The sequence below is a fragment of the Anaerolineae bacterium genome (assembly GCA_016931895.1).
In the GTDB taxonomy this organism is placed as follows: domain Bacteria; phylum Chloroflexota; class Anaerolineae; order 4572-78; family J111; genus JAFGNV01.
Map to the genome: position 1 here is coordinate 1 of JAFGDY010000112.1, position 13,226 is coordinate 13,226.

Annotated in this window: 7 protein-coding genes; all 7 read right to left on the bottom strand. The window is 49.1% G+C overall.

What is annotated here, in order from left to right; translation table 11 throughout:
• Nucleotides 1-138 precede the first annotated feature (138 nt).
• Nucleotides 139-2,919, bottom strand: a complete 2,781-nt coding sequence (locus JW953_08585) for a protein kinase (protein ID MBN1992751.1) — start codon at nt 2,917-2,919, stop codon at nt 139-141.
• Nucleotides 2,920-3,125: 206 nt separating this feature from the next.
• Nucleotides 3,126-4,100, bottom strand: a complete 975-nt coding sequence (locus tag JW953_08590) for a glycosyltransferase (GenBank protein ID MBN1992752.1) — start codon at nt 4,098-4,100, stop codon at nt 3,126-3,128.
• Nucleotides 4,101-4,277: 177 nt separating this feature from the next.
• Nucleotides 4,278-4,646, bottom strand: coding sequence for a response regulator (locus JW953_08595; GenBank protein ID MBN1992753.1), 369 nt, complete (start codon nt 4,644-4,646; stop codon nt 4,278-4,280).
• A gap of 67 nt (nt 4,647-4,713) precedes the next feature.
• Complete coding sequence (locus tag JW953_08600) at nt 4,714-6,813, bottom strand: pyridoxal-phosphate dependent enzyme (GenBank protein ID MBN1992754.1); 2,100 nt, start codon at nt 6,811-6,813, stop codon at nt 4,714-4,716.
• Between the two features lie 83 nt (nt 6,814-6,896).
• The gene (locus JW953_08605; GenBank protein MBN1992755.1) at nt 6,897-9,872 is read right to left on the bottom strand and encodes a GAF domain-containing protein; all 2,976 of its coding nucleotides are present in this window, start codon (nt 9,870-9,872) and stop codon (nt 6,897-6,899) included.
• A 39-nt stretch (nt 9,873-9,911) separates the two neighbouring features.
• The gene (locus JW953_08610; GenBank protein MBN1992756.1) at nt 9,912-11,810 is read right to left on the bottom strand and encodes a GAF domain-containing protein; all 1,899 of its coding nucleotides are present in this window, start codon (nt 11,808-11,810) and stop codon (nt 9,912-9,914) included.
• A gap of 6 nt (nt 11,811-11,816) precedes the next feature.
• A partial coding sequence (locus tag JW953_08615) for a GAF domain-containing protein (GenBank protein ID MBN1992757.1) occupies nt 11,817-13,226 on the bottom strand: 1,410 nt, incomplete at its 5' end.

Consider the following 13,226-nt stretch of genomic DNA (forward strand, 5'->3'; position numbering starts at 1 on the left):
CTTTGCTTGCTCCCAAAAAGAACAACGCAGTTTCGTTCGTTTATGCTGTTTTTAATGTTCATTATGTCAATGCAAAAGTCGAGTTATAATATCTCACAAGAACGGAAGCAATAATAGGAGAGGAAAGATGAAAATTTTCTAAGGAAGCCAAACAAAGGTTCTAACATCGCTCTGTAAACTTACCGGCAAATCTATGCTGTTGGCAGAAGGCGCAGAATTTGCTTTACGCAGCGTTACCCACCAATAAAAACGGTCTCCTCCCGCTTCCCCAACTCCTATATCATCGGCAATTAATTGAACGCGGGTATCTTTGGTGGCTAAGCCCCAATACTTGGGCTGATCGGCATAGATGTACATAAGGGTTAGATCATAGTATTCGTCGTCGGCCAACTCGCCCACTGGCTGCCACTCCACAATCGCTTCCTCAAAGAGGCGTCCCACAAAAACAACATCATCTAGCGGGGTAACCAGTTCAGGCTTACCAAACTTTATCCGCACCGGTTCGGGTGTGGGCGTGCTACTGACCGTATCGCTTGGCCTCCTGGTGGCGGCCACAGTTTTTACCGGCGCTGGTGTTGGCTGCGCCGGTTGTTGGCTGAATGAAAGCAGTAACTCGGCCCGGCGGGTGTGAGCCTCACTGGGATCGTCTACATTAAGAGCCAGGGCGGCTTCGTAATCACTCAAAGCGCCCACAATATCTGCCTCTTCGTGCCGAGCTTTGGCTCGATCAAGGTGAGCAACGTACAGCATCTGTTTGGCATTGCCACCGGCATAGTTTGACTCAGCCGCAACAATGGGCGTTAGAATCTGAATGAGAGTGTCATACTTGTATTTGGCCGTGTTAAGCGACTCTAAATAAGCGGCAGCGCGTTTAGCCTGATCATGTAAATCTGTACGCTTGGGGCACTCGGCTGCGCCTGCTTCAAAATCGCTCAAGGCTACCTTGACAAGCTCCTTCTCAGTTTTATCTTGCTGGTAAATATTGCCCAGGGTTTCCAACCCTCGGCCAACATAAGCATCGCAAAATAGGGAGGCAATCCTGGCCCCCTCAAATTCAGGGCTGGCAGCGCGTATTTTTTGCAAAATATCAATAGCCTCAGCCCATTGCTCCAACTCTATAGCGGTTTGCGCTTGAGCCAGCATGGGAATGGCCGGGTCTTCTGTAGGAGTGGGGGTTAAGGTGGGGGTAGGCACCAGGGTGGGGGTAGGCGTTAATGCAGCCACAAGGTCACGTCTGAGTCTGGCTGCATCGGCATAATCAGGGTCCTGAGTTAGAATTTCATCAAGTAAAACAATGGCATACTTGATATCCCCGTTTTCTATGGCTACTTGAGATTCTTCGTAGAGGGTTTTCAATTGCTCTTTAGGATCATCATCCCCGGCAACTTCCTGGTTATTGCCAAAGGTAAAGAAAAGCATAAAGATGGCCACCAGGCCAACAGCTACCAGGCCCCAGCGCCACCAAGTTATAGGCACAACTCGCTTCAGTCTTTCAACCAGCGTTGGGTTGTTCAACCGCTCCGCTTCAGCCAAAAACTGCGCCACCCGGCCATAATCAGGAGAAAGACGCTGCACCTCCTCAAAAGCTTCAATGGCATCTGCCCAGCGCCCTGCTTCAAAATGAGCGATACCCTCATTATAGCGAGTACTCAAAAATTGTTGAGCATTTTCCTTTTCCAGGGCTTGGCGGGCCTGCACCAACAATTCTGACGCATCTTTATAATCAGGATTGAGTTCAATAACCCCTTTGAGATTATTGACCACATCTTCCCAATTACCGGATTTCATGGCCCGCCTGGCCGCGCTGTACAATGAAATCAAAATGGCTTCTTGTTTAGCTTGAGCTAATTTTTCAGCGGCCTGGCCGTGATTGGGATTAAGGGCAATCACCTGATTCAAAAGGTCAACGGCCCTGGCCCACTCTTTAGAATTTATGGCCTCCAACGCTCGTTGATAAAGGCTTTCGGCCATCTCGGCCTGTTGATCAGCAGAACTAACCAAAAGCGTATCCAGGGTATCATCTGGAATAGACTGCCCGGCCAAGACCGCCACAATGGCCCGGCGCAAAGCCGTAGGCGTTTGAAAACGATCTTCTGGCCGTTTGGTCACCATCCGTTCTACCAATTGGTGAATGCCTTCAGGAACGTCATCCTGGGACAATTTGATGGGAGGAGGCTCGCTGGAAATATGTTGGCTGATGATTGACCAGGGACTTTTAGCATCAAAGGGGATATTGCCGCTCAATAACTCGTATAAAACAATGCCCGACGAGTAAATATCAGACCGAATATCCACTTCCTCGCCCATAGCTTGTTCAGGGGAGACATAATAGGGTGAACCAACAAATCCTGATTGAGTGAGCGAAGGCAGCGTGGGGACACGGGCAATGCCAAAATCAAGCACCTTAAGCAAACTGCTGTCATTTTCAATCATCATATTTTGGGGCTTGATGTCTCGATGAACAACGTTTTGCAAATGAGCCTGCTCAAGGGCGGTGGCTAATTGGTCTATTATATCCAGCGCATTGCGCCAGGAAAAAGGGCCTTTTTCTTTGAGCAGATCGCGTAAATCTTTGCCCTCAATGTACTCCATCACCAGATAATAAATGTCGCGGTCGGCCCCATAATCCAATACCCGCACAATATGAGGGTCGGTTAGGGTGCTGGCTAATTTTGCTTCGCGATTGAAGCGTTGGATATAGGAGAGATCTTCGCCAAATTGGGGATATAAAACTTTAACGGCAACCAGGCGGTCGTCTTTAATGTCTTCAGCCAGATAAACCCAGGCCATGCCGCCGCTTCCGACTTCGCGGAGAACTCTATAACGGTTGCCAATAATTTTGCCAATCAAGGTGTGCTCCTGCACTAAATAGTAGGATTCTTTTGGTTGGTAGGTGGCTAATTGAGGCGAAGCACTCACGTTGATTATACCTTATTTATGAAGATAAAGCCAAGCCCGAAAAGGGCAAATGTGCAGCGCCTCGAGGTTATCAGTTAAACACAACGCTACAGTTCACGTTCCACCTTTTTGATTAGGCGCCTATTTTAGTATATCATTATTTGCAGGTAACAGCGGTTACGACTCGGTTACAGTTGGCCCCAAACTCTAACCATTTTTTGGGGGTATCAAGTTTCGGTCTGATATTTCCAACGCAGTTCGGGTTGGGTGGGGAGGTGTTTCAGGCGCCATTTCCACCCCACCGGATAGCCGATCATTTTGGCCGCATCGCCGCTAATTCTGATGATCGGTACCCAACAAATTGCCTGCAACTTCTCACTTATTGAAAGCGAATTCCACCACAACGGCAGCCGCCGATAAGGGGTATAAAACATACCCCAACCTCCCAGGATTACGCCTAACAACAGCCACATCGGCGAGGCAATAACTGCCAACATCAACAACAAGGGCAAGGCCACTCCGTAGGTGAGATAACGAACGGCGTGCCGCTTGCGCCATAAATCAGCCTTGCCATCACCGCGAGCATACTGATAATATTGTTTAAAAAAGGCCCGTAAAGTGCTGCGAGGCCGAAAGTAAACAATGGCCTCGGGCGCAAAGGCAAATGGTCCCACTTTATCCCTTAAACAGAAATCAAAAATGAGGTCCTCACAAAAATCCAACCACTCAGGATACCCCCCAACAGCCTGCCAGCTTGATTTCAAAAAAGCAATTGAACGACTGCTGGGCAAAAAGGTGACCGGATTGACGTCTGAAATGGCCGGCAACACGGTTGCTCCCATCGCCACTTCAAAAACATTCTGCGGGTCGGGCAAAAAAAAGCCAGACACCACCGCTGTGCTACCTGCCTGAAAAGGTTTGAGCAACGCTTCTAACCAATGTTCATCTAACCTAACCCCAACATCCGTGCCGGCAATAACGGGGCCGGCTGCGGCGGCAATGGCTATATTGCGGCCCCGACTGATATTGGCTCCTGGGGCCACGATGATGCGTAAGGGCAGTTCATATTCGGCGGCATACTGCTCCAAAATAGCCACGGTATCATCGGTTGAACCACCATCAACAAAAATAACCTCATCTGGAGGACGAGTCTGCTTAACCAGGGAAGCCAATAATTTTTGAATGTTTTGAGCTTCATTCAAAACAGTACAAATAACAGAGACTTTCAGTTTTTAAACTCCACCAGGAATTTATAAAGAGAAGAATTAAAAATCTATTTGCCAAGATAGAACCCAGGCAATCAAATAAAAGTTGGGCAGGATGAACAAAATTTAGTTTTTATGATAATCCTGTAAACCTTGGACATCCCACTTAATGATTTATTCACTCTTAGAGGTGTACTCTTGGACTGTGCGGCGCAGATCTGAAACGCCAATAGGCTTTTGCAGGTAGCCATCACAACCGGCAGCCAGGCACCGCTCTTTATCGCCTTTCATAGCATTAGCAGTGAGGGCAATAATTGGGATGTGCGATAGGTCTGGCATTTGTTTGAATTTGGTGGTTGTTTCCAGGCCGTCCATGCCTGGAATATTTATATCCATCAGGATCAAATCGGGCGGTTTTTCGGCCGCTATCTCTAAACTCTGATAGCCTGTTTCTGCTTCTAGCATTTCATGGCCCATTGATTCAATCACCCGACGGACAAACAACTTGTTTTCAAAATTATCTTCAACATACAAAATTAACATTTTTAAAATGATCCTCCCATATTTAATGGTCTTTGGTTTCTGTTGGGTAATTCTAGCATGAACACAGTTACTCCAGTTGAGATTCAACTTCGGCCACTAATTTTTTGCGGTCCAATTTATCTTTTTGCCACATTGAATAGACTCCTTGAGAGATTAGGTGTTGTCGTTCAGTTTTAGAAAGGTCCTTAGAAGTAATTACAATCACCGGGATCGTGTCCAGGTCTTCATCTTCTCTTAACGCCTCTAATATCTGGAACCCGTTCATATCCGGGATAATCAAATCCAGCACAATCAAATGCGGTGCTTCTTCTCTAATTACTCTGAGCGCCTCGCGCCCGGCTTGCACCTGTTTAACATCCAGCGGACGATTCATCTGCAAAATGCGACTGATCAGGCGGGCATCCATGGGGTTGTCTTCAATCAAAACTATCTTTTTAACTTCTTGCGGTTCAGGTGGGGCAGGCGACTTGGCCGCGGTTACAGAAATACTCTCCTTTGGCACCTCTTGTTCCTGTCTAGAAATGGGCGCGTCAACATCGCCATCTGCCCTGGAGAGGGTTTCGACCACGTGTTCCACCAAATCCTGAGTAGAAAAAGCCCCTTTGGTCCAAATTGAGGTGGCCTGACTGGTAAGCCGTTTTTTGTCTTCCGGGGTCAAGTCTTTGGCCGAAACCACAATCACCGGGATTTGGGCTGTAAGTGAATCTTTTTTTAGTTCTTCTAAAAGCGCAAAGCCGTCCATCTCCGGCATGGTCAAATCGCTCACCACCAAATCAGGCAAACGGTCTCTAATAATTTGCAGCCCTTCAAGTGGGCTATTGGCCTCAAAAACCCGATATGGTTTTTTAGCCTGCAACAAACGGCGAATGAGGCGGCTGTCCATGGGATTATCATCAACCACCACAATTGTGGTTACCTGCTCATCCAGCCGTTCCAGGGCCGAACCCAATCCATCCAGCGGCGCGCCGGGCGCGGCTTCAGCAGGTTGAGCCAGGCGAACGTCCATCACGCTTTCTTCATCCATAATGTGCTTTTCTACCGGGAAGGTATGGCCGGAACAATTGACCACCACAATTTCATCGGGCTTAATGATGCCCTGGCCCACCATTTTTTCCAACCCGGCAAAAGCCACGGCGGTAGCCGGCTCAACCGAAAACCCCTCTGTTTTGGCCAATAAGCGCATGGCGTCAAACGTTTCTTCGTCGTTTACGGCCAGCATGGAGCCGCCATAGGTTTGATTGGCGTTGTACAACAATTCGTAAGCAAAGCCGGGGTCTCCGGTTGAAAGCACAGTTATTCGGGTTTCAGGCACAACCGGATCGGCCTTTGACTTACCGGCGGCAAAGGCCTGCACCATAGGCGAACAACCCGCTACCTGGAGCACGCCAATTTTGGGCACGCGGTCAATCAGTCCCATTTGGTAAAGTTCTACAAAGCCCTTATGCACGCCAACCGGTCCAATTCCGCCACTGACCGCTTGCAGGTACCAATCGGGGGCCTGCCAGGGACCATTTCCGGCCAACCCTAAACAGGCAGCTAACTCAGCGGCAATTTCAAACGCAACGGTTTTCATACTCTCTTTACCGGGGATAGCCTTGGCCCCTTTATCAAAATGAATATTGCGCCGGGCGGCAAAGTCGGCGGCCACTTTTTTGGCCTGGTCATAAGTGCCGGCCACTTTAATCACTTCGGCGCCATATAAAGCCGCCTCACGCATTTTAGCCGCAGGCACCATACTGGTCAAAAATAGCCATAGCTTGATGTCGGCGCGAGCGCAGTAGGCCGCATAAGCTACGGCGGCATTGCCGGTTGAGGCTAACACGCACTCCTGAATGCCGGCCTCGCGCATGGCGGTAGACGCCACTGCGGCTTGTCTATCTTTAAAAGAACTGGTGGGGGACAGGCGCTCGTCTTTGATCAAGATATTGGGATGCCCCAACCGTTGTTGCGTTTTAACGGCTCTGATCAATGAGGTCTGACCTTCGCCCATGGTGATGATATGCTCAATATCAACCACCGGCAAAAGTTCCACGTAGCGCCATAATGAATTCACCCGCCCCGATAGGCCATTTTTCCAGAGCTTGGCCACTGTTTCATAATCATACTGGGCATCGAGCCAGGCCCCATGACAGACTGAACATTTATCCAAACCCGGATAAAATTCCATTTCCTGGCCACATTCCAAACATTTTACGTGAGAGAGATAAGATTTTAACTTGTTCATTATGCTCAACTTTTATATCTATAAAATCAATTACCGGCGGCAACACCTATTGGCTCGTAATCAGAGACAACCGCATCAACAAAAGGAATAGTAAAGTAAAAGTTAGACCCCTTCCCTTCCACACTGGTCACCTCGATCATGCCACCATGCATTTCCACTAACTGTTTGCAAATGGCCAGGCCCAAGCCAGAGCCTTCTGCTTTACGCTTGCGAGAGGCGTCAACCTGGCGGAAACGATCAAAAACAGTATGCAACATATTTTTTGGAATACCAATACCTTGATCCATTACCGAGATCAGAGCCTGAGAGGGATTATTGGAGCTTATTTCAGCCTTAATCGTAACAATGCCTTTATCGGTAAATTTTACCGCATTGCTAACCAAATTTAACAAAATCTGGTTGATACGTAATTTATCGGCATAGATTGCGGGTAAATCTTCCTCGATGTTGGTGATAATTTCCACTGGTTTATTCTTTTTCAAAACGCTGGCGCTGTTCATTACCTCACTCACCATTTCTTCTATATCCAGTGGCTCGCGGACCAATTCCATTTCCCCGGCCTCAATCTTGGACAGGTCAAGAATATCGTTAATCAAAGTCAGCAGGTGTTGGCCGCTATTGTAAATAAGCCGAACATCGTTCAAGGCCATATCGCTGACCTCGCCATCAATACCTTGCAAAATAACGTCGGCAAAACCAATGATGGAGTTAAGGGGGGTACGCAGTTCGTGGCTCATACTGGTCAAAAATTCTGATTTGAGGCGGTCTACCTCTTTTAGCTGAACAATTGTTTTTTCCTGTTCTTTGGAGAGGCGAGCATTTTCCAAAGCCAAGGGCACCTGATTAGCCACGGCTTCAATCGCGGCTACTTCTTCGTCGGCCCAAGCGGTAATTTCCTCTCGTTTAACACTCAGTACGCCAATAACCTCACCTCGCAGAATGAGCGGCACAGCCAGCTCTGTTTCAGAATTACCACCATTATCACTTTCGGTTTGTTTGATCAATTGTTGTTTGGTCACAGCCTCTTTCATCGGCGGCAGCCAAACATCCGTATCAGGCGAAATTGGGACAATGGCGCCGCTGCTAAAACGATAACCAGAAACCGAGATTTCCTCGCTAATCTGATCCCAGCCCTCGCGAGTCAGGCGGCGCGTGAGGCGTTGCACTTCTTTGAGCGCGTTTTGTGTTTCGGTTAGCAGACGGGCATTATCAATAGCCACAGCGGTTTGGTTAGCAATAGATTGCATCAGGGATACATCGGCCGAGGTAAAACGATTGAGTTTATTGTCCTGAATATCCAACACCCCCACTACCCGGTCGCCTTTACGTAAGGGCAGCGCCAATTCGGAGCGAGTATCCGGCAGCAGGGGGTTTGACACAAAGTTAAGCACCTTGCTCACATCATTACTGAGGAAAAACTCATTACTGCTGGCTACCGTGCCCACAATTCCTTCACCGGCCTTTAAGCGATGACCCTGCGCCTTGAGCCGGCGTCCTACCTCACCGGAGCCTTCAGCCATCACCAGGTCGCCTGTGGCCTGGTCAACAAGATAGATGTGGGTATAGTAAAAATTGAACTCAATTTGAATACGATTGACCACATACCGAAGCAATTCGTCAATTTCCAAAATAGTGGTGATCTGGCGGCCAATTTGAGTGCTCGTTTCCAGCGACCTGACAAGGGTGCCCAGGGCCCGGGTACGTTCGGCAATGTACTGATCCAGATTGCCGCTCAAATCGCGCAACTGGTTGGCCAGACTGTTGACTGCCCTGGCCACGACCCCTATCTCGTCCCGAGACCCCTCCGGCGCCTGCAACCCTAACGCGCCGCCGGCTACTTTCTGAGCCACGTCAGCCAGGAAAACCAGCGGATTAGACAACGGCCGGGAGATATTAAACGCCAGGATAAATACGACGATAATGATAGCCAACAGGATCACCCCGGCAGTAAAAATTTGCTCTTGGAGCGGTGACAGGAAGGCTTCCTGTGGTTGTACAAAAACAACATTCCAGGAGAACTGTTGTACCTGCAACTTTTCAATAGCCGCCAGGGCTAACTGATCATCAGTTTCATCAAGTTGAATGGTGAAGTAGGGAGCAGTTGGATTGTCCAACCCCGCCTGGAAACCAGGCATACTAACAAACAAATCCGTTGTCAGTTTATTCGGTAAGCGTTGTTCCGTCTGCAATTCTTTGATCGCAGTTTCACTGAGCAGCACCACCGAGGTAAATCGCTGATCCGGATTTCCGCCATTGGCCAACTGAATGCGCTTGTCATCAAGTAAAATGGCAAATGATTGTTCACCGGCCAGGCCGTTATGTTGCGCAATAAGTTGCTGTAGCACTTCAGCTTTATACTGCATGCGTACCACGCCGACAATTTGCCCCAGAGTATTAATCACCGGGCTGCTAATATACAGGAATGCCTCTTCTTTAGCCGGTTCAAAGATAACGGGAGAAACGTAGAGTTGGCCGGTTCGAGATGGTTCAATAAAGTAATTCTGGTTTGATTCATCCAGGTCAATCTGCCCAGAGGTGTCAACCACATTCTGGCCCTGCCTGTTTAACAGGGCAAACGAGGGGGCATTTTCATCCTGTCCCCTTAATCTTTGCAAACTCTCCCGGATACGCTGTTTCTCGGCCTCGTCTGGGGATAAATCGGCGGTGACCGGCCGGCTCAAATAGCTGATTACTTCCGGCCATGTCGCTACCTCCTGGACGGTTTGTTTGTTAGTTTCAAAAAAGGTTTCAATATCAGCTATTACCTTTTCAGCCCCAACAGAAAGGGACCGATTGGCAACTCCAATCAACATAGTTTTGGTGGAGAGATAATTAATATAAACCATCGCGCCTAGCGGGATTAGCGCCACCACCAGAAAAGCTATAATCAGTTTGAAACGCATAGAGAAATGAATAGACCATCTCTTTGGCCGGGGCATGGCTTCTACCGGCCGGGCAGTCTCGGTTGGTTGTGTAGCTGATGGGGGGATGAAATTGCTCATCTTAAATCTCCAAACATAATTAGCCAAACATAATTAGGCCTATTCTGGCAATAATTCATCTGCCTTACCAAGCCGAATAACGACTTCAGACGCCCGTAATTTATCGCCCAATTGGGCTACGGCCGCCTTCATTACTTCTTCAATTTCGGAAGTGGCCCACACTTTGGCTATTGATTCGCCCACCACCCGGTCGCGCCAGGCCGCCCGTTGGGTTTCACGGGCCAGGCGAGCCGAGTCAAGAGCCAGGGCAATTTGTTCTGAGACGTTTCGGATAATGGTCAACTCATCCTCGGTCCAGGGTTTGGGCCGGTTTTGATTTGTTGCTTCCCCTTCCTCTAAGTTGGCGCCCGCTTCCGGCGCAGAAGCTTGAGCAGCCCGTTCAATACCAATCACGCCAATCACTTCATCGCGCAACATCAGGGGGATAGACACACTACAGGTTTTCTGCTCCGGCTGGTTGTCACCCTTATCGCCATCGCCCAGGTGATAGGTTAGGTCTTTGTGTTGGACAGCTTGGGTCATGATAGGCAGCCACTCTTCAACCACATTCTTTGTCCGGGGAACAGGGGTTAACCCTGCTTTGGTAAAAACATAACCGGCAGCCGAAATTCTATCGCCAATATCCTGCCATGCCTCGCGGGTGAGCCGGCGGTTGAGTTCTTCTGCCTGAGAAGTGGCAGCCTGGGTTTGACGGAAAAGGCGAGCATTTTCCACCGTCACCGCTATCTGATCGGCAATAGCTTGCATCAGGGGAATGTCGTCCTCTCTTAACCCGCCAATTTCCTCGCTTTGGATATCTAACACGCCCAAAACCACATTTCCTTTGCGCAGGGGCACGGCCAATTCGGACTGAGTTTTAGGCAAAAGTGGATTACGCACAAACGCGGGTGTTTCCTCAACATTTTCGGTCAAAAATGTCTGGCCTCCATCAACCACCTTACCCACAATCCCTTCGCCGGGGCGCAATTTATGGCCTGCGGCTTTAAGCTGCCGGCCTATCTCGCCCGTACCTTCACGCATAATCAATTCACCCGTTTCCTGGTTAACCAGGTAAATATGAACGTGATAATAAGCAAAAGCAGTTTGGATATTATTGACCACCTGTTGTAACAAGGTGTTTATATCCAGAATACTGGTCAAGTGCCGGCTGATTTCCACTACGGTTTCAAGGCGTTTGGTTCGCTCAACCACCTGGCTTTCCAGGGTTTCAATAGTTTGTTGGAGTTGGTCGGCCATGGAATTAACATCGCCTTGTAAAGTACCTATTTGGTCCGACCAGATTCTCGCCTTTACCCTGGCCCCCAAATCGCCGGCCTTAACCTGCTTCAGCATGTTGAGCAATTTATTGACCCTGGCCGTAATCATTAAATAGAACATGAGAATGATGGCGATGGAAGTGGCGGCAATCGTAGCCACGGAGCCACCTACAAACAGCCACAGATTGGCCGATTTCTGATATTCTGTCTGCGCCGTGTCAACCTTAATGTAAACAAATGACGACGCCTGCTCTGCATCTGAAAAAACCCGGACAGGCGTGACATTGACGATGCCATCGGGCATTTTTTCCAGCAGGCTCTCTCTCATAGCCGGGTCAAACCAGTCGGGGTTTAGCCTGGGTAAATCTTTAATATATTTCCCCTGCTCTTCAATATTTAAAGAAGTAATTATCTCACCGTTGGCCCGGACCACCAGTTTGTCCAATAATTCTTCCCCAACCAGTTCCTCCAATATTTCTTGATCCGTGGCCATGGTCACATAGCTCAATACGTGCTTTTCAATGAGATTGCCGGGCAAGCCAACCCTGTATTCAAGCTGGTCGTCAATTTCTTTATTGAGCTGATTAACATAAAAAGAACCAAGCCCGGCCAGGACAACGATCTCAACCAAGATAATGATAACGCCTATTCTAAAAGTTAAGCTTGTGAAAAATCTTCTCATTTTGCTCTACTCCTGACTTTGGGTCAATGATTCGGGCGCCAATTGCTCTACCGTCCCCAGGCGAATCACTACCTTTGAAGCATCTAAAACTGTGCCAAGTTGCTCTACCGCTGTTTGCATCACCCGCTCCAGTTCCCCAGAGGCCCAAATCTGGCGGGTCATCTCCGCAATAATCCGCTCCCGTCCGGCCCGGCGTCCGGTTTCTTCAAAGAGACGGGCGTTTTCTATGGCCAAACTCATTTGTTCGCTCACTGCCTCAATCAGGGCTATCTCTTCCTCTGTCCAATGGCGATTGGGGTTGTTGTCACGGATGCCCAACACCCCAATGACCTCATCGCCCAATTTTAGGGGAGTAGCCAGGGCGCTTTCAAATTCATGCCCCCCTGCCGAATCTGATGTTTCAATTACCGGCCCGGTTGGTTCCAACGACGCCTCCATCGGCGAGGTCTCAACATTATCTAAAAAATCTTGAGGTTGGGCCGGTTGACCTGCGGCGGCGGTATCAGCGCCATTATCATCACTGCGGCCTATTCTCAAATCAACGGTCTGTTTATGGTGCAAAGCCGTCAACGCTTCGGGAGTAGTAATTTGTTCCAGCGGGGGTAAGATAGGGTGACGAATCTCGTAATTGGTGGTGGGCCGATAGGCGCTGAACTTCTCCCAGGCCTGGCCGGTATACAAACTCTGTAGGCGCTGCACCTCCTGGAGCGCCACTTGGGTTTGCGTAAAAGCGCGGGCGTTCCGTACAGCTACAGCGATCTGGTTGGCCAGAATCTGAAGCAAGGTTTCATCTTCTGCGGTCAAGCCCCCTATTTTTTCGCTCTGCACGTCCAGCACGCCCATAACCTCGCTCCCCGATACAACCGGGACAGCCATTTCTGAGCGGGTTTCGGGCAATAATTCGTTTGGCAGCCAGGAGGGATCCTCGCGGGTATTTTTCACGTTAATGATTTGCCTTTCGCGGGCCGCGCGGGCCACCAGGCTTTGCGAGGCGGTCAGGGAAATTTCATGTCGCCGGCGTTTCATCCTGGCTCCGGCCTCGCCATAACCTTCGGCCATCACCAATTGGGCTTTTTCGTTCAATAGATAAATGTGAACGTGATAATAATCAAACGTTTCTTTGGTCATAGTGACCACCTGGCGCAACAGATCGTTTAAATCCAGAATGCCGGCCAGGCGTTGGCTGATTACCACGATTGTCTCAAGACCCCGGGTCCGTTCAACGACTTGTTTTTCCAAAGTTCCAATGGTCTGTTGAAGTTGACCGGCCATAGTGTTGACCTCGTTTTGTAGAGTTCCAATTTGGTCTGACGAAATCTTACCTTCTACCCTGGCCCCCAATTCACCACTTGTAACCCGTCTTAAAACGTTTAATGATTGATTGATGCGGATTGAAATTACTGAATTAAACAACAA

Bases quoted from the DNA above. Each gene is read 5' to 3' on its own strand.
- JW953_08605 (MBN1992755.1), bottom strand. From the start codon at position 9,872: ATGAGCAATTTCATCCCCCCATCAGCTACACAACCAACCGAGACTGCC.
- JW953_08595 (MBN1992753.1), bottom strand. From the start codon at position 4,646: ATGTTAATTTTGTATGTTGAAGATAATTTTGAAAACAAGTTGTTTGTC.
- JW953_08610 (MBN1992756.1), bottom strand. From the start codon at position 11,810: ATGAGAAGATTTTTCACAAGCTTAACTTTTAGAATAGGCGTTATCATT.
- JW953_08600 (MBN1992754.1), bottom strand. From the start codon at position 6,813: ATGGAATTTTATCCGGGTTTGGATAAATGTTCAGTCTGTCATGGGGCC.